Source organism: Nostoc sp. (assembly GCF_036917195.1).
Lineage (GTDB): Bacteria > Cyanobacteriota > Cyanobacteriia > Cyanobacteriales > Nostocaceae > Nostoc.
Window position 1 is genome coordinate 126,256 of record NZ_JBALDG010000080.1, and the last position, 21,325, is coordinate 147,580.

General features: G+C 44.4%; 15 protein-coding genes. 4 read left to right on the top strand and 11 right to left on the bottom strand.

All coding sequences use genetic code 11. The annotated features are described in order from the left end of the window. The first annotated feature begins 791 nt into the window (after nt 1–791). A complete protein-coding gene (locus tag V7K40_RS28680) occupies nt 792–2,903 on the top strand; it encodes an Rne/Rng family ribonuclease (RefSeq protein ID WP_334965788.1) in 2,112 nt (703 codons plus the stop codon). A gap of 8 nt (nt 2,904–2,911) precedes the next feature. Continuing rightward, on the top strand, nt 2,912–3,568 hold the full coding sequence (locus V7K40_RS28685; RefSeq protein ID WP_334965789.1) for a ribonuclease HII: 657 nt from the start codon (nt 2,912–2,914) through the stop codon (nt 3,566–3,568). Between the two features lie 9 nt (nt 3,569–3,577). On the opposite strand, the gene V7K40_RS28690 is transcribed toward V7K40_RS28685, so the two are convergent. After that, the gene (locus V7K40_RS28690) at nt 3,578–4,165 is read right to left on the bottom strand and encodes a DUF1997 domain-containing protein (protein WP_334965791.1); all 588 of its coding nucleotides are present in this window, start codon (nt 4,163–4,165) and stop codon (nt 3,578–3,580) included. 72 nt (nt 4,166–4,237) lie between these two features. Then, complete coding sequence (locus tag V7K40_RS28695; RefSeq protein WP_334965795.1) at nt 4,238–4,624, bottom strand: VOC family protein; 387 nt, start codon at nt 4,622–4,624, stop codon at nt 4,238–4,240. A gap of 226 nt (nt 4,625–4,850) precedes the next feature. Between V7K40_RS28695 and pheA the strand changes: the two genes are divergently transcribed. Then, on the top strand, nt 4,851–5,723 hold the full coding sequence (gene pheA, locus V7K40_RS28700; protein WP_334965797.1) for a prephenate dehydratase: 873 nt from the start codon (nt 4,851–4,853) through the stop codon (nt 5,721–5,723). A 41-nt stretch (nt 5,724–5,764) separates the two neighbouring features. Here the strand turns inward: pheA and V7K40_RS28705 are convergent, their stop codons facing one another. The 9 genes from V7K40_RS28705 to V7K40_RS28745 form a co-directional block, all read right to left on the bottom strand. Then, complete coding sequence (locus V7K40_RS28705; RefSeq protein WP_334965799.1) at nt 5,765–6,412, bottom strand: LON peptidase substrate-binding domain-containing protein; 648 nt, start codon at nt 6,410–6,412, stop codon at nt 5,765–5,767. A 177-nt stretch (nt 6,413–6,589) separates the two neighbouring features. After that, the gene (gene rpsJ, locus V7K40_RS28710; protein ID WP_008232935.1) at nt 6,590–6,907 is read right to left on the bottom strand and encodes a 30S ribosomal protein S10; all 318 of its coding nucleotides are present in this window, start codon (nt 6,905–6,907) and stop codon (nt 6,590–6,592) included. Between the two features lie 167 nt (nt 6,908–7,074). Beyond that, entirely contained in the window at nt 7,075–8,304 is a 1,230-nt protein-coding gene (tuf, locus tag V7K40_RS28715) for an elongation factor Tu (RefSeq protein ID WP_334965801.1), read from the bottom strand. A 23-nt stretch (nt 8,305–8,327) separates the two neighbouring features. Further along, entirely contained in the window at nt 8,328–10,406 is a 2,079-nt protein-coding gene (gene fusA / locus V7K40_RS28720) for an elongation factor G (RefSeq protein ID WP_334965803.1), read from the bottom strand. A gap of 138 nt (nt 10,407–10,544) precedes the next feature. Then, complete coding sequence (gene rpsG / locus V7K40_RS28725; protein WP_273763823.1) at nt 10,545–11,015, bottom strand: 30S ribosomal protein S7; 471 nt, start codon at nt 11,013–11,015, stop codon at nt 10,545–10,547. Nucleotides 11,016–11,561: 546 nt separating this feature from the next. Then, the gene (rpsL, locus tag V7K40_RS28730; protein ID WP_012410236.1) at nt 11,562–11,945 is read right to left on the bottom strand and encodes a 30S ribosomal protein S12; all 384 of its coding nucleotides are present in this window, start codon (nt 11,943–11,945) and stop codon (nt 11,562–11,564) included. Nucleotides 11,946–12,244: 299 nt separating this feature from the next. Further along, nucleotides 12,245–12,571 (bottom strand): iron-sulfur cluster assembly accessory protein, encoded by a 327-nt coding sequence (locus tag V7K40_RS28735; protein ID WP_273763825.1) that lies wholly within the window; start codon nt 12,569–12,571, stop codon nt 12,245–12,247. 241 nt (nt 12,572–12,812) lie between these two features. After that, the gene (locus tag V7K40_RS28740) at nt 12,813–13,232 is read right to left on the bottom strand and encodes a cupin domain-containing protein (RefSeq protein WP_334965886.1); all 420 of its coding nucleotides are present in this window, start codon (nt 13,230–13,232) and stop codon (nt 12,813–12,815) included. A 271-nt stretch (nt 13,233–13,503) separates the two neighbouring features. Then, entirely contained in the window at nt 13,504–15,543 is a 2,040-nt protein-coding gene (locus V7K40_RS28745; RefSeq protein WP_334965805.1) for a phosphodiester glycosidase family protein, read from the bottom strand. 783 nt (nt 15,544–16,326) lie between these two features. Here V7K40_RS28745 and gltB point away from each other — a divergent pair. Continuing rightward, the gene (gltB, locus tag V7K40_RS28750) at nt 16,327–21,042 is read left to right on the top strand and encodes a glutamate synthase large subunit (RefSeq protein WP_334965807.1); all 4,716 of its coding nucleotides are present in this window, start codon (nt 16,327–16,329) and stop codon (nt 21,040–21,042) included. Nucleotides 21,043–21,325 lie beyond the last annotated feature (283 nt).

Sequence of the window (21,325 nt, forward strand, 5' to 3'; positions counted from 1 at the left end):
TTAGTAAGGTTGCGTTAGAATGGGGTGAAGAGAAATTTTCTGGCGCTGCATTGAATTAGCTGGTTTACTACCCTGGTGTTCAGGGGGTGAAAGCAAAGATATTAGAGTGCAACTTCTAGGATTTTATCCCAGACAAACTGAGGCAGATTAAAGAATACACACTCTTTCTACAGCTACCTTGTGAATCAGTAACTAACAGCAGGCTCGGTTAGCTTCTCTAAATCCATGCTTTTTAAACAACTACTGAATGTCTAATCCACAGTAGTGCCCAAGAGCCAGTGGTTACTCTTCTAGAGTTGTTTGCCCTTGGCGTTCCCGTAAGGTAAGCAACTGCCTGCCGTCGGTTATGCGGATTTGCAGACGTTCACAGACGCGCAAAGCACGGCTTAAGGTAGGGTAAGCTGGCGTTGCTAAGTATAACCCTAAGGATAAATCCGGGGAATGGAAAATAGAAATAGTTTCTTTTTCTTAACGACTTCAATAGGTTACTCTCAAATGAAGCTTCCTGAGTTAAAAACTCACTCAGGATTCAGAACTTTCAACTCAGAACTCTCTTTATTGAGGGTATTGCATCACAAATCAACCACGGACAGTTGATTTAATTGCTTAAACATGCAGCCGTTCTGGAATAATCCGCCGTGAAAACGCTCTTAAGAGCGCCAATAGCTATTTAACTTAGAACATCGGGTTACGATTTTTATTACCAGTAGCGCCTTTTGAGGGTTGCAGGGGCAACAAAGGTATAACAAACCTCCAGACCTATTGGTGCTGCCAATTTTTGAGGAAATTGAATGCCAAAACAAATTATCATCGCGGAGCAGCACCAAATTGCTGCTGTTTTTTCTGAAGATCAAATACAGGAACTCGTTGTTGCTACCGGTCATCACCAAATAGGTGATATCTACTTAGGAGTAGTAGAAAATGTATTGCCTGGGATAGATGCGGCTTTTGTCAATATTGGTGACCCAGAGCGCAACGGTTTTATTCACGTCACCGACTTAGGACCATTGAAGCTAAAGCGTACCGCTGCGGCAATTACAGAACTACTTACACCACAGCAGAAAGTTTTGGTGCAAGTAATGAAAGAGCCAACAGGGACAAAAGGGCCCAGGCTTACGGGTAATATCACCTTACCTGGACGCTATGTAGTATTAATGCCCTATGGTAGGGGCGTAAATTTATCCCGACGGATAAAAAGTGAAAGTGAACGCAACCGCTTGCGGGCACTGGCAATTTTGGTCAAACCGGCGGGAATGGGTTTGCTCGTGCGTACAGAAGCCGAAGGCAAACCAGAAGAAGCGATTATGGAAGATTTGGAGGTGCTGCAAAAGCAATGGGAGGCTATCCAGCAGGAAGCCCATTCCACCCGGCCTCCAGCACTGCTCAATCGGGACGATGACTTTATCCAGCGCGTATTGCGGGATATGTACGGCGCAGATGTAAATCGGATTGTTGTAGATTCTAGTACTGGTTTAAAGCGTGTAAAGCAGTACTTGCAGAACTGGAGTGGAGGTCAAACACCGCAAGGATTGTTGATTGACCATCATCGCGATCGCTCCCCAATTTTAGAGTACTTCCGCATCAGTGCTGCGATAAGAGAAGCCCTTAAACCGAGAGTAGACCTACCTTCTGGAGGTTACGTCGTCATCGAGCCGACGGAGGCATTAACCGTAATCGATGTTAACTCAGGTTCCTTTACGCGATCGGCAACAGCTAGAGAAACAGTTTTGTGGACAAACTGCGAAGCTGCAACAGAAATTGCTCGCCAGTTGCGTCTGCGGAATATCGCTGGGGTAATCGTCGTTGATTTTATTGATATGGAATCGCGACGTGATCAACTGCAAGTTCTCGAACACTTTAATAAAGCACTCAAAGCAGACAAAGCTCGTCCCCAGATTGCCCAACTCACCGAACTGGGTTTGGTAGAACTGACCCGCAAGCGTCAGGGTCAAAATATTTACGAATTGTTTGGTGAAACTTGCCCTACCTGCGGCGGTTTAGGACATACTGTGCGTCTGCCTGGAGAAATCGAAAACCGATTGCCAATACCAGCAGAAACACCAGAGCGTGAGCGTTTTGTATCCCTACCTCACAGAGAACCACGTCAGCCATCTGCCCGCATCCCAGAACCACGAGAAACCTATGATGGATTTGGGGAAGCATTTGAGGGTGACTCAGAATTAAGTAACCTAAATCTGATCAATCATCCTAGTTATCAAGAACTTAATGATAATAAGCGTCGTACCCGCACTCGCCGTAGTCGAATTGGCATCAATGGGTTAAACGGGAAAGATGAAGCTCGGGTTATTGCCAATCCACTGGCTTTTGTCAACGAGCCAGACTTAGACCTTGATGTGGAACCAGAACTAGGAATTGTACCAGAGATCCCCTTACCCACCCTTGGTAAACCAGGTTGGAGTGAAAGAGTAGAGCGCACTAAAATTATCAAGGCAGAACCAGTTAAACCAGTGGTAGAACCACCGGAGATTAGAACTGTAGAAATGAACCTCCAAGAACAAGATATGTTTGCCTTGATGGGAATCTCTCCTTTGGTGAAGTTAGAGCAAGAAGTTAAAAATACCAAATCTGTGATCATTAATGTGATTCAGCCTGGTCAACAGCCAACGACCCCAACTGAATCAACCTCAGAATCAACTATTGCCCAAAAAGCAACACCCGAAGTAACCGCAAGCAAGATACTAACACCAAAAGTTATTGAACCAGAACAAAAACCTTTGATAGAAGAGACAACTGAACCATCGGAGTTGACTGCGAACCCAACGGATCGCTTGTCTGCGAAAGCCTCCGCCGCCAACGAGATCGCAGATGAAAGTGATGCGAACAGCACCGCCACTGCCAGCCGTCGCCGCCGCCGTCGTTCTTCAGCGATCGAGGATAATTAATTTGCTTTATGGTAGAAACGTCGCCAACGCCCTTGGAACAATCCAGTTGGCTAGAGTTTTCTACTTTGTCAGCGATTCCAGGATTGGTTGCAGGTGTGGATGAAGTCGGGCGAGGTGCTCTATTTGGCCCTGTGGTGGCGGCAGCAGTGATCCTACCAGATCATGCTTTGCCAATACTAATGGCAGCTAAAATTAAAGACAGTAAAAAGTTGTCTAGTTCTCGGAGAACTCAACTAGCACAGCAAATTTGTGGGCTGGCTATAGACTGGAAAATTGGGTTTGCTTCTACTGCTGAAATTGACAAGATAAATATTTTGCAAGCGACACTGTTAGCAATGAAGCGGGCTGTGCTGAAGTTAAAGGTACAGCCTGCACTCTGCCTGGTTGATGGCAATCAGTCAATAAAAGACTTGCTATTGCCGCAGCAAACAATAGTTAAAGGAGACGAGCGATCGCTCACTATTGCCTCTGCTAGTATTGTTGCTAAGGTCTGGCGTGACGAGCTGGTAATGCGTCTAGCATTAAAATACCCTATGTACAACCTGGAGCGTAACAAGGGTTATGGTAGCCAGCAGCATTTGCTGGCTTTGCAACAATATGGGTCATCGCCTCTACATCGTCAGTCTTTTCATCCTTGCCAAATCAAAGTACCGAGTGTTGAGTGAATTAAATCATTACTCAGGATTCAGGATTGGCAATTCAGTAGTGTCACCGTCAAGTCCTCTATCTTTGGTTTGTGATATCACCCAGTAGCGATAATCCGCCAAAAGTTGATTTAATAACCGTTGCTTGACCGACAACAGCACGCTTTTGAGTAAACCATTGCCTGTAGCTTCTAAAATCGGCTTAGGAGTGAAAGAAAATGGCGGTGGCAAATCCACCAGCACTTCTAAATCAGCTCTTCCTTGCAGGCGAGTGCCAGTGCTAAACTCTTTGGGAGATAAATACCCTTTTAAATTGAGAGTAAAGCGCTGGTTAATATACTCGAAACCCAGAATTTCACAGCCTAGCGATCGCAAATAAATTATTCCGTTTGATTCTGCCCAGACTCTCATGTCTACAGTAGGTTGAATACTTAATGACATAAAAGTCAGCGGACGCATTTTCAAGCGAAATACCTCCTCAGAAAGCTGCTCAATCCGGCTGTTGTCAACCAAAGCCTTAACCAGACGCTGAGGCTGACGCAAGTAATGCTGAATGGGAATAGGCTGCTCTGGAACAGCAATTTCCACTGATTGGGAGGCAGTAAACTTGGTAGCCATGAATTGAAGAAAGTAATTGTTTGATACTTCTATTATTGATTAATTTATTATGTTTATTTTTTTTAATTTAGTTTACATTGGACTAGCAATTTCAACAATAATTCCATCTAAATCACGGACATAAGCCACTGTTTGTCCCCAAGGCTTAACTTTGGCATCTACAACGACCACAGCACCAGCTTCTATGGCACGTGACAAAGCTACTACTATATCGTCTGTTACAAAACCAACCTCAATACCAGCAGGTAGATTTAACAGATTGTTTTCTTGGAATCCTTGAGGAAGGTTAGATTTTGCAAGTTCATTTGAGGCAAAAGCGAGAGTTGTTCCACCCGTTTCCATCTCGGCGTATTGTTTGCTCTCGTGAATAAACTGCTGTTTTAGTCCGAACGCCTTTTCATAAAAAGCGACCGATTGGGCAACATCCTTTACATAAAGAATTGTGTAAGAGAACTTCATAATCTTGATTTCTCACTGAAATAACTACTGAAATTAAGCTAGTACATTTGCTCTACTTAGTCAAGCACCCACACTGTTGTATAGTTATAAACTGTATAATTACACTACCTAAAAGACTGATACGTAATTAAATGAATTCAAATTAAAGCAATATTCTCGGTCAATAAAGAAAGGCTGGGTTTACTCACTATATAATCTATAAATTGAACAGATAATTAATAAACACATGACTATATTGATTGCACATTTAGGGCCTCCCGGCACTTACACAGAACAAGCAGCTGTTTTTTATGTCAACTGGCTAACTAAAAGTACGGGAGTTGAAGCTACGTTATGTCCCTATCCCACCATCTCGCAGTCACTACACGCCGTTGCTGATGGTCAAGCTCATTTGGCTGTTGTGCCAGTGGAAAATTCTATTGAAGGGAGTGTTACCACCACACTGGATACACTATGGCGGTTGGACAGCTTGCAAATTCAGTTGGCTTTGGTATTACCCATTGCCCATATGTTAATTTCCTGCGCCTCTAGCTTAGATAAAATTAAAACTGTTTACTCTTACCCGAATGCTTTGGGACAATGCCAGAGATGGTTAGAGCGGTTTCTTCCGACTGTAGAGATTATTCCCAGCAATTCTACAACCGAAGCGCTACAGGGATTGGAACAAAACACAACAATAGCAGCGATCGCCTCTAGTAGAGCAGCTCAACTTTACAACCTGCCCATATTTGCCAGTAACATCAACGACTATCCAGAAAACTTTACTCGTTTTTGGGTAGTAAGTCAGGGTGAAGCGGAGGCTGGATACCAGGCATCAACAACACCTGCCAGTCACACATCGCTGGCTTTTAGTATGCCTGCCAACACACCCGGAGCATTGGTCAAACCTTTGCAAATATTTGCTCAGTTAGGGATTAACCTCAGCCGGATTGAATCTCGTCCAACGAAGCGATCGCTAGGCGAATACTTGTTTTTCATGGATCTAGAAGCGGATGCCAAGGAAGCACAAATGCAATCTGCTTTAGCAGAATTAACTATCCACACAGAGATTTTAAAAATTTTTGGCGCTTACAATGTTTTGCCGATCAGCGCTGTTTAATCATTCCTTATTTGCCACAAGTTCTAACTGATGACTACTGATCACTTTTCATTAAATGTGTCTTTGAGAACAGCACGAGCTGCCAAGTGATTCCGAGTAGAAGTTAAAATTTCTGCTTCCCGCTCTAGACGAGTTGCAGTATCTTGCATTTCTAACAATAACTGCTGCTCTGGGGCGACACCATAAAGGTTACTGGCTACCCAATAAGATAACTCTGTTGGTAGGTCAGGCAAATCTTCTGGTAGTTCGATATTTTGTTCGGTTAATTTGGCTGATAGACGCACAACATCTCGCAGTAGTTGTTCTACTTCAGTTGACAAAGGACGCAAATCTTTAATTGGTGGTTGGTCTTCAATCCACTCAACTAAGCCAACGCGGTATGGCTTTTCACGAACATACTCTAATACACGAAATCTTTGCTGCCCTAAAGTCAACATCTTGATTCGGTCATCAGGTAGCCGTTGATGATGAACGATTTCCGCACAGCAACCAGTGTTTGCAATTGTACCTTTGACTGGATCAACCATTAAAACACCGAACCTGCGATCGCTTTCCAAAATCGTGTTCATCATGATTCGGTAGCGAAATTCAAAGATGTGCAGAGGCAATGGTCTGGTAGGAAACAGAACTAGTTCAGGTAACGGGAACAGAGGTAGTTCACGAACTGCAATTTTAGAAGATGATGTCATTATTACCTTGGTATAAACTTAATCTTTAAAATTTATTTTTCTCTGCTTTTCCCGCTCTTTGTCTACATTCTATCATTTGTTTCCTAGCTAAATAAAAGCCCTGAGATATATTTCTTCAGGGCTATGTAAATATTCATACTAGTATCATTTGTCTGAGTACTAATGACTAATGACTAATTAAAGTTTGACTTCGATATCCACACCCGATGGTAGATCCAATTTCATCAGAGCATCGATAGTCTTAGAAGAGGGCTGGTAAATGTCAATAATCCGGCGATGAGTACGGGTTTCAAAGTGTTCTCGTGAATCTTTATCTACGTGAGGCGATCGCAGCACACAATAGATCCGGCGTTTTGTTGGTAAAGGAATTGGGCCTATGGCTGTAGCATTGGTACGGTTAGCTGTGTCTACAATCTTCTCGCAAGATGTATCCAATAAGCGTCGGTCAAAAGCCTGTAAGCGAATTCTAATCTTCTGCTGCTGTAGAGTTGCCATCTTTAATTGTCCAGGTTCTGCGTAATTAGGGGATGTAGTTGCAGGGTAAAGGTTACAGAAAACTATTATCTTGTCCGCTGTAACCTATTACCTTATTTATAGAGGGAAGAGAAAGGAGCAGAGAGGCATTATACCATCTCTGCTCCTTTGTTATGAGCCAAAAGGTGCTATTTTAGAATTTTGGAGACGACACCAGCACCGATGGTGCGCCCACCTTCGCGGATAGCGAAGCGCATTCCTTGTTCAATAGCGATCGCGTTGATCAATTCTACTGTCACTTTGATGCGATCACCTGGCATCACCATTTCCACCTCAGTGCCATCATCAGCAGTGAAGGCTTTAATCGTGCCGGTTACATCCGTTGTCCGTACGTAGAACTGGGGACGGTAGCCAGCAAAAAATGGAGTCTTGCGGCCACCTTCTTTTTCGGTTAGGACGTACACTTCACCTTCAAATTGAAGGTGAGGTTTAATTGAACCTGGTTTGGCGATGACCATACCTCGTTCAATATCAGCCTTCTGGATACCCCGGAGTAATACGCCGGCGTTATCCCCAGCCATACCTTGGTCAAGACTCTTCTTGAACATTTCAATACCAGTTACGGTAGTGGCGCGAGTATCTCTGATACCCACTAGTTCAACGTTATCGCCGACTTTGACTATACCCCGCTCAATCCGACCAGTGGCGACAGTACCACGACCTGTGATGGAGAATACGTCTTCTACAGCCATCAGGAAGGGTTTATCCACGTCCCGCTCAGGGGTAGGGATGAAAGAATCTACAGCATCCATTAATTCGTAGATTTTGTCTACCCATTCATTTTCACCCCGTTGGGTCTTGGGATTCTTGGTCATAGCTTCCAGAGCTTGCAGACCAGATCCTTTGATAATGGGGATATCATCGCCAGGGAAATCGTAGCTGGTAAGCAATTCTCTTAGTTCTAGTTCCACTAGTTCTAAGAGTTCTGGGTCATCCATCAAGTCTTCCTTATTTAAGAAGACAACCAGACTGGGAACGCCTACCTGTTTTGCCAACAGGATGTGTTCGCGGGTTTGGGGCATAGGACCATCCGTAGCAGCAACTACGAGGATGCCACCATCCATCTGAGCAGCGCCGGTGATCATGTTCTTCACATAGTCAGCGTGTCCAGGACAGTCTACGTGAGCATAGTGCCGATTAGCAGTTTCATACTCAACGTGAGCGGTATTGATGGTAATACCTCGTGCCTTTTCTTCTGGCGCGTTATCGATTTGATCGTAGCCCTTAGCTACAGCCTGACCCATAGCCGCCAAGGTCATAGTGATGGCTGCTGTTAACGTGGTTTTACCGTGGTCAACGTGGCCAATGGTACCGATATTGATGTGGGGTTTATTCCTTTCAAACTTTGCGCGTGCCATGAATGCTCATTTCCTTATTTTAACTAAGCGTTCCCTTTGCTTTTAGCAATGATAGTTTCAGCTACGCTGCGAGGCACCTCTTCGTAGTGGCTGAACTCCATCGTGAAGATACCTCGACCCTGCGTTTTAGACCGAATATCAGTGGCGTAGCCAAACATGGTCGCTAGTGGAACTTTGGATGCGACCTTAGCGAGTCCCTGTTCAGTGCTTTGGCTTTCAATCTGCCCTCGGCGGGCGATCAGGTCGCCAATGACGTTCCCGATAAAGTCTTCGGGAACTTCAACTTCAACTTTCATCATAGGCTCTAAGAGGACTGGTGAAGCTTTCAGCACAGCCTCTTTCATCGCCATTGAGCCAGCGATTTTGAAAGCCATTTCCGAGGAGTCTACATCGTGGTATGACCCATCAGTTAGCGTCGCTTTGACATCAATCAACGGATATCCAGCCAGGACACCTGATTCGCAGCTTTCTTTCATTCCTTGTTCTGCGGGGCCAATATACTCTTTAGGTACTGTACCGCCAACAATTTTGGAGACGAATTCAAAGCCAGTACCGGGTTCTCCTGGTTCCAAATCGATCACAACGTGACCGTATTGACCTTTACCACCACTTTGACGGATAAACTTGCCTTCTACTTTGGAGACACGTTTCCGAATCGTTTCACGGTAAGCTACTTGCGGCGCACCGACATTCGCTTCCACTTTGAATTCTCGTAACATCCGGTCTACTAGAATTTCTAGGTGGAGTTCTCCCATCCCTGCGATCACGGTTTGGTTTGTTTCCGGATCGACGCGGACACGGAAGGTGGGGTCTTCTTCTGAGAGAGATTGCAGAGCTTTGGACAGTTTGTCCATGTCGTTCTTGGTTTTGGGTTCAACCGCTACCGAGATCACAGGCTCAGGAATGAATAGGGATTCCAGAATTACTGGCGATGCATCATCACAGAGCGTGTCACCTGTCAAGGTGTCTTTCAATCCAAGAGCTGCTCCCAAATCACCTGCTCGCAGTTCATCGACATCTTGCCGATCATCTGCCTTCATTAAAACTAAGCGGGAAATCCGTTCTTTTTTATTCTTACTAGCGTTGAGAACGTAGCTGCCCTTTTTCAGGACACCAGAATAAACGCGAACAAATGTGAGGCGACCGTAAGGGTCAGCCATAATCTTGAATGCCAGAGCTGCTAGGGGTTCGTTGTCATCAGCCCGCCGCTCAACAGTATCGCCATTCGGCAGTAAGCCTTGAATTGGCGGCACTTCACTTGGTGCTGGCAGGTAATCTACAACAGCATCCAGCATCAACTGCACGCCTTTGTTTTTGAATGCTGAACCGCAAAGTACTGGTACAATTGTCCCGGCAATTGTGCCTTTACGTAGGGCAGTCCGAACTTCCTCTTCTGTAAGTTCTTCACCATCGAAGTACTTAGTCATCAGAGCATCATCGGTTTCTGCCGCCGCTTCTATTAGCTTGGTGCGGTATTCTTCTACTTGAGCTTGCAATTGTTCCGGGATATCGGTTTCCTGAATATCGGTTCCTTGGTCATTGGCGTAAATATACGCACGTTGCCGTACTAGGTCAACGATACCTTGGAAGTCGTTTTCACTACCGATAGGTAGTTGAATTGCGATCGCATTCGCCCGCAGGCGATCGCGGATTTGCTCATGAACTTTATAAAAGTTCGCTCCAGTCCGATCCATCTTGTTGATAAAGGCTATCCGAGGAACCTTGTAGCGTTCTGCTTGACGCCACACTGTCTCGGACTGCGGTTGCACGCCACCCACAGAACAAAATACTGCGATTACACCATCCAACACGCGCATGGAACGCTCAACTTCAATTGTGAAGTCTACGTGACCCGGAGTATCGATAATGTTAATTTGATGATCTTTCCAACTGGTACTGATAGCAGCCGCAGTAATGGTAATTCCCCGCTCCCGCTCCTGCTCCATCCAGTCTGTGACGGCAGTTCCTTCATGAACTTCGCCAATTTTATGAATTATCCCAGAGTAAAATAGTATTCTCTCTGTTGTTGTTGTTTTGCCCGCATCTATATGCGCCGCAATACCAATGTTGCGTACTTTCTCTAGCGGGATCGTGCGTGCCACAGCTACCTCCTATAGTTTTTGCCTCATGATATCTTGTATATTACTCTTTGTTAAGATTCTATACTTTTAGGGAAAACCGTCTTTTTTTTGTAAATCTACGATATAACGCTTTGCTAAGGCGATATATCGTTTTTCTACTTAGTAACGATAATGTGCAAATGCCTTGTTAGCTTCCGCCATCCGGTGCGTTTCTTCCCGTTTCCGAATCGCATTTCCAGTTTCGTTGGCAGCATCCATTAACTCATTTGCCAGTTTGCTTGCCATTGTTCGGCCTGGTCTAGACCGGGAATATTGCACTAACCAACGCAGTGCTAGGGTAGTACCCCGTTCTGAACGCACTTCCATTGGTACTTGGTAGGTTGCTCCGCCAACTCGCCGAGCTTTTACTTCTACTAAAGGCGTGGCATTTCGCACTGCTCTTTCAAAGGTTTCCAAGGCAGCGCTACCAGTGCGTTCCTCAATAGTTTTCAATGCTTCATAAACAATCCGTGCGGCAAGTGATTTCTTGCCATGACGCATGATCCGCCTGATAATCATGCTCACAAGGCGACTGTTATATACGGAGTCAGACGGAACTGGGCGCCTTTGAATAACACCACGACGAGACATACTTCACCTTTAATTCGGAATTGGGAACGAAATTATATGCTATCAGACACCGGAAACTAAAAGTGGTGGAACCCAACCCTCAGACTTCCTCATTTTTTTCGACAGTTGCAGCGAGGCTGACCTATCTACTACCAATTTTTGATTTTTGATTTTTGATTTTGGATTAAAAGTTTTCGGTATATGTTCCGATCCCAAGAATCGGAACAAATCAAAAATCAACAGTCTGTAAGCCTTATCCCCTTGTGGGTTCGACCAATCCAAAATCGCAAATCTAAAATTGTTTGACTTGCTACCTGCAACTAAATACTCAAGGCGACAAGATTGTAAACCTTAATGTCCAGATGAGAATTATGCTGTCAGTTACAGCCTTATCCTCAGAACTTCTACACTTGCTCGCTTAGTGTAGGTGTAGCTTGCTTGATTTTTTGAAACAGACTTTACCAGCCTTCATAACTGCTGTTAGAACACAGACCCTGATAGTTTTTTGTCCTTCAGCGCTTCTTAGCTAGACGATTAATCGTGTTGGATGCGATTAATCGCCTAATTTTATTTTTTCGCTTCTTTGGGACGCTTGGTTCCATACTTGGAACGGCCTTGCTTGCGGTCTTTGACTCCGGCTGTATCTAGGGTGCCACGGATAATGTGGTATCTCACGCCTGGTAAGTCCTTAACCCGACCGCCACGAATCATCACAACAGAGTGTTCTTGTAAGTTGTGACCAATGCCTGGAATGTAAGCTGTAACTTCAAATCCAGAGGTAAGTCTTACTCTTGCTACTTTGCGTAGAGCTGAGTTAGGCTTTTTTGGTGTAGTAGTGTATACTCTGGTACAAACTCCCCGACGTTGGGGACATTGCTTCAGAGCCGGGGACTTGGTTTTCTGACGCGCTTGTTCGCGCTCATTACGTATTAGCTGCTGTATTGTTGGCATGAGTTACAGCGCGTAAAGCTGCTTATATGTCTTAGTTTTAACAAATCCTGATTATATCGTTTTTTATGGTTTTATGTCAATTGTGATTTTTCCTTTATTATTGGCAAATGATCACTAATTAACGACTATGAACAATTCGTGATTACGTTATGGATGAGGATTTAGACCCCAACCATAACTTTCTCAACCTTCAATCCAAATCTCTTACTCTGACCCGCTTTTTAATTACGTTAGAGTCCGCGAACGCAACAGCGTTTCCTAGAGAGGGTCATTAGGAATTACGAATTAGTAATTATTTGTTAACTAGTTATGGAAAAGGAATTGCCACAGCCACAGGTAGCGATCGCCTGGGGGTTGTGGAAGCGAAAACCACCACCCATTAAGTCTTCTGAATAATCCACCCTCAAACCGTTGAGGTAATTTAAGCTTGCTTTATCTATGACCACTTGAATCTCATCCAAGTCGAAAACCTGGTCGCCAACTTTTATTGCTTCATCGAAGGACATATCATAAAAAAACCCGGAACAACCACCTGGTTTTACTGCCAATCGAAACAAGACATTTGGCTGCTGCTTGGACTTTATTCGCCCAATCTCACTCACGGCTGCTTGACTCAGATGAATCATGGAACTCGTTTTTTGCAATAGAATATCCCATCTTCTTATAGATGGGTTGACCCTGGCTTTTGTAAAATTCCAAATTACCAAAGGCATGAGCGCGATCGCTATTACTACATTTATAGCACAACATGCTTCACTCCCCACCTTAACTAGGTAGGGACATCTGGGGTGTAGTAGTTACCAAAGACGGTTTGCCCAAAAATCTATTCAGTTTTGGAATTAGAGCTTTAATAACATTCTTTTGGTTTTAATCCTTACTACGGGCATAGTCATCTTGGTAGCGAATGATGTCATCCTCTCCCAAATATTCGCCATTTTGCACTTCAATCAACACCAAGGGGATCACGCCAGGATTCTCTAAACGATGAGATGTACATTGGGGTACATAAGTTGACTCATTATTGCTCAATAGTACTTCTAGCTCACCACAAGTTACCCTAGCTGTACCAGATACAACAATCCAGTGTTCGCTGCGGTGGTGGTGCATTTGTAGACTGAGGCGGTGTCCGGGTTTAACTTCGATGCGCTTGATTTTGTATCCGCGCCCTTCTTCTAAAACTGTAAAAGCACCCCAAGGACGTAACTCAGTTGCAGCAACGCCTCTGGAAGTGATAGTTGAAGGTAGGTGGAGAGTGTCAGTCTGTGTAGTTTCTTGATATCGAGCCATAATTACCTCATTTGAAGACATAACAAACCGTCGGTACTCTTAACTATTGATAAAAATCTGGCGCTATTTTGCAACGTTGAAAATCAGCAATTATGTCGCACCTTGATAAACATAGCAAAGTCAGACGTAATGGTGTAAATCATCACTACTAAAACTCTTGTATCTACACCAAGTCTTCATCAAGCAAAATGATAGCTTGTTCTAAACTTTAAAAAAAAAGATGGGACATTGGTGATTAAGAGACTTCACTTCCCTATTCCCTACTCCCTGATTATCGTGGTTTCAGGAAAATACCAATTCCATTATGAACACGAGCAGCGGTACTAGGCGATCGGTCGAGTAGTTGCCCTCCTAAGTAAAGGCTGGTAGAACTACCACCGTCTAAATTTAGAGCATCGACACAGCCCATCAGTTGCATCAGTTGGGCATGTTCTGCCAAATTAGGGCCATAACCGCCTGCACGATTATGCACGGCAGTAATCATCAGTGTACCTGTTGCCGTTGTGCAAATACCGCTACGAATAGCCTTTTCGGCAATAAAGGCATTGCTGAATTTTTCGGCTTTGGCATCAAGGACAATTTGACGATTTTGGACTAATAGCGGCCCGGCTCCGATAATGTGAGGATAACGACTAAAATCAGTGGGAGTAGTGGCGCTGGAAATAGTTACTCCGGTTCCAATAGGTAACTGTGAGGCAGCAGTAGCAGCGTTGGCGCGTAAGATTAGTAGGTAGCCATCCTGAGGAATCGGAACCGCCGTCTCACTAACTTTGCCGCCTGGTAACTGTTGAATAATTTGGTCTTTCTGTACCACTAGGATAATTTCGTTATCCGTCAAGGGCGTGTAAGTTGATCCCCAAGCTGGGGTGTAACGAGCAATGCCGCTCTGGATGTAGCCGCTGTTGAGAAACAGAATTGGTAAGCGCTGGTCATTTGCAGTGATTAAAGTTTCTTCCAAGGTGAGACGACCGAAGTAAAATTGGCCAGAATCATTCCAAGCGATCGCACCTCGGTTAAGAATGGGGCCTGATAACCACTGACCATCCCGACGAATTGCACCCAAGGGCAATTTGTTATTGCGGTTAAAATAACCACCGTTAATTCCAGCTACTGCTAAGTAACGTTGTGCTGTTTGAATTAAAGGAGCAGTACCCGCAAGCCCATCAGGGCTAGCCCACATAGGTTTCAACGTTAGCCAAAATTTACGGGGATTAACTTCTAACCAGACCACCGGAAAGCGTTCTGTGCCTAAGTTGACATAATGTTGTCGCCAGCGCAATCCTGGGGCCCAAGTAATATCTCGTTCTTCTAAAGGATCGGGTCGAATATCGATAATCAGGCGATTGGGGCTACCGACAGTACTAACTTGAGGCGATAAACCAAAGGGAACACTCAGAGAAATAATGGTTTGGTTGTTCACCACCTGCACTTGTTGAATCAGTGGTTCAGGGGCTGGTGCTGGTAGTATTGGTTGTGTTGGTATAGCTGGTGATAATTGTTTGAGCAGGTTTGGCAGTAATATTGCTGGTGCTGCTGTTGGTGCTGGTGGCTGCTGGGTATAGCGTTCTATCAAAACGGGATCGGCTATTCCATCCAGAGTAACTGTCCACTCTCGATTTGTTGGTGCAGTGGATTTGGGGATTAATGTGTCTGGATCAGAAGATGGAGGTTGAATTTTTTTAACAGTTGACCCTTGTGTAACTTGCCAGGGAGTTGGACGATCTAAATCGACAAGAATGCGAACTTGTTGCAAAGGATTTACACTCGTGTCTGAAGATTGTTGACTCTGAACAATATTTGTCACTTGCGCCTTTGGAGTAGCAATCACTAAAATGTTGCCATTGGCTTGGATTTGCCATCCAGATGTTTGAGCAAAATTAGTAATATCCAGATAGCGATATGCTCCTAGTAGCTTGGTGGCTAAAATTAGTGGCGTTGTCACCGACGAAAACCACTGTACTGGTTGCCTACCTGAATTAGTACTGTTTAAGAAATTAACTCCAATTAATTGCCTAAATGCCCCGTCACTCAGATGAGTTGTGATCTGACCAGATTTTTCAGGTCGCTGCAACCAAGTTCCTGGTAAAGTACGACCATTGAGGGAAATTTGATTACCAGAAGATGCTACACCTGTTAAAAAGGGTGCAGGTGACTGTGAGATTAACCTGCTGATTAATTTGATGGTTTTCGGGGACTCCTGGGCGTTGGTAGCACAGGTAGTAGTTAACCACAGTACTGTTAAAAGTATTGGTGAGACAGTAGCCCGGAAAAATCTGCGTTCGCTAATCCCTGATTGCCAATAATTCGGCATTTTTACCATAATTTACTAGGTACTTTTGAAAACTATCACCCAAGGTATAAACTAACTAATTATTTGGAACTATAAAAAACATAAGTTTATTTTTGAAAAAACGTGGTATTATATATGATGGATAGTTATCTCTTTTAGAAATAAAAACTATTTAGACGCCAAAGCCACTGCAATCAAGTGTTTTAACTAGCACTAATTATAACCACACTATACACGGTAGTCTTGGTTATCAAAACTGGATTAAGATATTCAATCCTCACTGAACGTTGCTAGTGTTGCTAGTTCAGTAAGGTCAAGTTAATAGTAAGGCATGTGGCAATTGGTAAGCAGCAAAACTCCAGACAACAACAAAAATATTTGGGAATTGTCAAATGGGTATATATTGTAATACGCTGATTTTATTGCCGGATCAGGATGAGTTTGGCTTTAAAACATAGGATAGCGTTCAGTTTTAATTTTGTTTCAGGTGAGCCGAAATAGGCTCTGTGAGTAGCTAGCGTGCATCTGGAAAAAAGGAATTGAGAAAATACTTAGTTTCACAATATAAAAAAGAAACTGTCAGGGCAAAAATCATGTCTTGGCGGAGATAGCTTATCTAACACCGCATAAATACATAAAAAATACGCAAATATTTTAACACGGGTGAACTAATAAAGTAAAACCGAAGTTAAAATTTTTTTTCCCTAAATTTCGGTGCTTATATATTTCTCCATCGCTAAATTTAGAAATTTTTCCCAATAATGTAGTGGCAAAATTGGTAACTCAATACTTCAGGAACAGGGTATGAATAATAAACCGATGAATCAAGACCAGAAAATCACGGCGGATATAATCTCAAGAGATACCTATCAGGGGCAAAAGTGGTTAGTAGAGGAACGAGATGCCTGTGGTGTCGGTTTTATTGCTCATCGTCAGAATCATACCAGCCATGAAATTGTAGAAAAAGCCTTAGCTGCTTTAACGTGCTTAGAGCACCGGGGAGGTTGTAGCGCTGATCGAGACTCTGGTGATGGTGCAGGAGTATTGACAGCTATCCCCTGGGAGTTGTTCCAACAAGACTTTGCCCAAATAGGGAAGGAATTTTCATCCACTAATAATATAGCTGTAGGGATGATCTTTCTACCACAAGACCAAGAAGCAGCACAAAAAGCGAGGACGACAGTTGAACAAGTAGCTGCTGAAGAAAAATTGATTGTACTGGGTTGGCGAGTAGTCCCAGTACAACCTGATTTACTCGGTGTACAAGCAAGAGAAAATCAACCCCAGATTGAACAAGTTTTGCTAGCTTCTGTTGACAAAAGTGGCGATGAATTGGAACGACAGTTGTATATTAGCCGCCGCCGAATTAGTAAAGCAGCAAACAACATCTCAGAAGAATTTTATATCTGCTCCTTGTCAAATCGCACAATTGTCTACAAAGGCATGGTGCGTTCCGCCGTATTGGGAGAATTTTATAAAGATTTACAAAATCCGGTTTACAAAAGCGCCTTTGCTGTCTATCACCGCCGCTTTAGTACCAACACGATGCCCAAGTGGCCCCTAGCTCAACCAATGCGGCTTTTGGGTCACAATGGCGAAATCAATACTTTGTTGGGTAACATCAACTGGATGATGGCACGAGAAGCTAGCCTGAATCATCCTGTATGGGGCGATCGCATCAATGAACTCAAGCCATTAGTTCATATTGATAACAGCGATTCAGCTACCCTAGACAACGTACTGGAATTGCTGGTGCGTTCTGGACGCAGCCCCTTGGAAGCTTTAATGATTATGGTTCCAGAGGCTTACCAAAATCAGCCTTCTTTACGTGATTCTCCAGAAATTATCGATTTCTACGAATATTACAGTGGTCTGCAAGAAGCGTGGGACGGGCCAGCACTTTTAGTATTCAGCGATGGCAAAAAAGTTGGTGCAACACTAGATCGTAATGGCTTAAGACCAGCTCGCTACGTGATCACCAAGGATGACTATATTGTCGTAGCTTCCGAAGCTGGTGTAGTGGACTTTCCTGAAGCCAATATTGTTGAGAAAGGTAGACTCGGTCCAGGGCAAATGATTGCCGTAGATTTAGTAAACCATGAAGTGCTGAAGAATTGGGAGATTAAGCAGCGCATCGCCAAGCAGTACCCATATGGAGAATGGCTGCAACAGCACCGTCAAGAACTCAAAAAAATTGCCAGTAGTCAGTCGTCAGACGTGAATGGAAATGGACATTTGGCTACTGAAAATGGTAACGGGCATAGTACAACTGACCAAATTGACAAACAAACCTTGCTTCGGCGTCAAACTGCCTTTGGCTACACCACAGAAGATGTAGAAATGGTGATTCACCCAATGGCGATCGCAGGTTCAGAGCCGACTTTCTGTATGGGGGATGATATTCCTTTAGCAGTGCTGTCACAAAAGCCCCACCTGCTTTATGACTATTTCAAACAGCGCTTTGCTCAGGTGACGAACCCGGCGATCGATCCGCTACGGGAAAAGCTAGTAATGTCTTTGAAAGTCGAACTGGGTGAGCGGGGTAACTTATTAGAACCTAAGCCAGAATATGCTCGGAGATTGAAGCTGGAATCGCCAGTGTTAACGGATGCTGAATTAGAGGCGATTAAGCTGTCAGGATTTGCCACAGCCGAGTTATCAACCCTATTTGCGATCGCCGCTGGTCCCGAAGGATTGAAAGCCGCAGTCCAGTCTTTACAAGCACAAGCAGCTGAATCAGTCCGGGCAGGTGCAAAGATTTTAATATTAAGCGACCAGATCCCAGCAACTCATAATAAGGGGGACAATGAAGGGATTAGTACAGAATATACCTACATTCCTCCCCTGTTAGCAGTGGGTGCTGTACATCACCACCTGATTCGTGAAGGGTTGCGAATGAAAACATCTTTAATTGTCAATACTGCCCAATGCTGGAGTACTCATCACTTTGCTTGTCTGATTGGCTACGGTGCTGGTGCAGTTTGCCCGTATATGGCTTTGGACACGGTGCGTGATTGGTGCATTGATCCCAAAACCCAAAAGTTAATGGCTGTGAAGAAAATTCCTACCCTCACCATAGAGCAAGCTTTAGGAAACTATCGCAAAGCGGTAGAGTCAGGCTTGCTAAAAATTCTCTCAAAAATGGGAATTTCTTTGCTCTCCAGCTATCAAGCAGCCCAAATCTTTGAAGCTATTGGCATCGGTGGGGATTTAATAGAACTAGGATTTCAAGGTACGACTTCCCGCATTGGTGGTTTGAGTGTTAGCGAACTCGCTGATGAAGTACTTTCCTTCCACAGCAAGGCTTTCCCAGAATTGACGACCAAGAAGTTAGAAAACCTCGGCTTTGTGCAGTACCGTCCCGGCGGCGAGTACCACATGAATAGTCCAGAAATGGTTAAGGCGCTGCATAAGGCTGTAGATGATAAAAACTACGACCACTACGAAGTTTACAAAAAGCACCTCCAAGGCAGACCAGTAACAGCCTTGCGGGACTTGCTAGACTTCCAAGGCGATCGCACACCGATTCCCATAGAAGAAGTGGAGTCAGTATCTGAAATTGTCAAGCGCTTCTGCACCGGTGGCATGTCTTTAGGCGCTTTGTCAAGAGAAGCCCATGAAACTTTAGCGATCGCCATGAACCGCATTGGCGGTAAATCAAACTCTGGGGAAGGCGGCGAAGACCCAGTGCGCTATATAGTTCTAGATGATGTAAACGATGGTCACTCGCCAACCCTACCTCATTTGAAAGGATTGCACAATGGCGACACCGCCTCTAGTGCTATTAAGCAAGTCGCATCAGGACGCTTTGGTGTCACGCCAGCGTATTTAAGCAGCGCCAAACAAATTGAAATAAAAATTGCCCAAGGTGCCAAGCCTGGGGAAGGTGGACAACTACCAGGACCCAAGGTGAGCGAATACATTGCAATGTTAAGGCGTTCCAAGCCAGGTGTGACGCTGATTTCGCCGCCACCGCACCACGATATCTATTCCATTGAAGACCTAGCACAATTGATTTTTGATCTGCACCAAATTAATCCGAAAGCAAAGGTATCGGTGAAGCTAGTTGCAGAAATTGGCATTGGTACGATCGCTGCTGGTGTCGCTAAGGCAAACGCTGATATCATCCAGATTTCTGGTCATGATGGTGGTACAGGTGCATCGCCACTAAGTTCGATTAAACATGCTGGTTCCCCGTGGGAATTGGGTTTAAGTGAAGTGCATCGCGTCTTAATGGAAAATGACCTGCGCGATCGCGTGATTTTGCGCGTGGATGGCGGTCTTAAGAGTGGCTGGGATGTGGTAATAGGTGCATTGATGGGCGGTGAAGAATTCGGTTTTGGCTCCATCGCCATGATTGCCGAAGGCTGTATTATGGCACGAGTTTGCCACATGAACACCTGCCCTGTGGGTGTTACTACTCAGAAAGAAGAACTCCGCAAGCGGTTTACGGGAATACCGGAACAGGTTGTCAACTTCTTCTACTTCATCGCTGAAGAAGTGCGTAGTTTGCTAGCACGACTAGGTTACCGTTCTTTGTCAGAAATCATTGGACGTGCAGATTTGTTGCAACTGCGCCAAGAGGCAAAACTCAGCAAAACGCAATCACTCAATCTCAACTGTTTACTTCAGTTACCAGATAGCAGAGACAATCGTAGCTGGTTGGTGCATGAAGAAGTCCACAGCAACGGCGTGGTTTTGGATGACAAATTCCTTGCTGAACCTGACATTCAAGCTGCCATTCGCAACCAGTCTACTGTCACCAAGACTTACCCGATTGTGAATACTGACAGAACAGTAGGCACAAGATTAGCGGGAGCGATCGCTTCTCAATACGGTGACAGCGGCTTTGAAGGACAAATTAATCTCAACTTTACAGGTAGTGTTGGGCAAAGCTTTGGTGCTTTCAACCTCCCAGGCATAATTCTCACCTTAGAAGGAGAAGCAAACGACTACGTAGGTAAAGGGATGCATGGTGGTGAAATCATCATCAAACCTCCAACTGATGCTACCTATAACGCATCACAAAACGTGATAGTTGGCAATACTTGCCTCTATGGTGCTACTGGTGGCATGTTATTTGCCAACGGCCTAGCAGGAGAGCGCTTTGCTGTGAGAAACTCCAAAGGCATAGCAGTGATTGAAGGCGCTGGGGATCACTGCTGCGAATATATGACTGGTGGTGTGATTGTCGTCCTCGGTAAAGTAGGACGTAATGTCGCAGCTGGAATGACTGGTGGACTGGCATACTTCTTGGATGAAGACGACTCATTTCGTGAGTTAGTCAACCCGGAAATTGTCAAAATCCAGCGAGTGATTACAGAAGCAGGTGCAAAACAACTCCAAGAGTTAATCCAAACTCATGCCGAACGCACTGGTTCACCAAAGGCGAAGAAAATTCTGCAAAACTGGCAAGAATTCTTACCGAAATTCTGGCAGTTGGTTCCACCTTCTGAAGCTGATAGTCTAGAAGCTGATCCTGAAAAAACAACTGAGTTCAGTTTAGTAATTAGTCATTAGTCGCTGTAACCATTCTCATCCTCTGCTTTCAGCCATTCTCCTGTCGGAGAAGCTGCATAAACAGGTACTGTGCAAAAACCCTTTGGATACCCAAAGTAGTCGCCTGAATTTACTCTTTAAAAAGAGCGTAGGAGAAAAAAATATTCTCCCTTTTTTAGGGAGAATATTCACTAACTGATTCACAACTGGACTTTGGACGGTCAAGAGTTTTGGTAGAATTTCCTTGACTATGCGCCTATGGTTGGCATTGAGTGCGTTAAGTAGCTGTTAATGCCGCCAAAAA

Bases quoted from the DNA above. Each gene is read 5' to 3' on its own strand.
- pheA (WP_334965797.1), top strand. From the start codon at position 4,851: ATGACTATATTGATTGCACATTTAGGGCCTCCCGGCACTTACACAGAA.
- V7K40_RS28705 (WP_334965799.1), bottom strand. From the start codon at position 6,412: ATGACATCATCTTCTAAAATTGCAGTTCGTGAACTACCTCTGTTCCCG.
- V7K40_RS28680 (WP_334965788.1), top strand. From the start codon at position 792: ATGCCAAAACAAATTATCATCGCGGAGCAGCACCAAATTGCTGCTGTT.
- gltB (WP_334965807.1), top strand. From the start codon at position 16,327: ATGAATAATAAACCGATGAATCAAGACCAGAAAATCACGGCGGATATA.
- rpsL (WP_012410236.1), bottom strand. From the start codon at position 11,945: ATGCCAACAATACAGCAGCTAATACGTAATGAGCGCGAACAAGCGCGT.
- rpsG (WP_273763823.1), bottom strand. From the start codon at position 11,015: ATGTCTCGTCGTGGTGTTATTCAAAGGCGCCCAGTTCCGTCTGACTCC.
- rpsJ (WP_008232935.1), bottom strand. From the start codon at position 6,907: ATGGCAACTCTACAGCAGCAGAAGATTAGAATTCGCTTACAGGCTTTT.
- V7K40_RS28690 (WP_334965791.1), bottom strand. From the start codon at position 4,165: ATGGCTACCAAGTTTACTGCCTCCCAATCAGTGGAAATTGCTGTTCCA.
- V7K40_RS28745 (WP_334965805.1), bottom strand. From the start codon at position 15,543: ATGCCGAATTATTGGCAATCAGGGATTAGCGAACGCAGATTTTTCCGG.
- V7K40_RS28735 (WP_273763825.1), bottom strand. From the start codon at position 12,571: ATGATTCATCTGAGTCAAGCAGCCGTGAGTGAGATTGGGCGAATAAAG.
- V7K40_RS28685 (WP_334965789.1), top strand. From the start codon at position 2,912: ATGGTAGAAACGTCGCCAACGCCCTTGGAACAATCCAGTTGGCTAGAG.
- V7K40_RS28740 (WP_334965886.1), bottom strand. From the start codon at position 13,232: ATGGCTCGATATCAAGAAACTACACAGACTGACACTCTCCACCTACCT.
- tuf (WP_334965801.1), bottom strand. From the start codon at position 8,304: ATGGCACGCGCAAAGTTTGAAAGGAATAAACCCCACATCAATATCGGT.
- V7K40_RS28695 (WP_334965795.1), bottom strand. From the start codon at position 4,624: ATGAAGTTCTCTTACACAATTCTTTATGTAAAGGATGTTGCCCAATCG.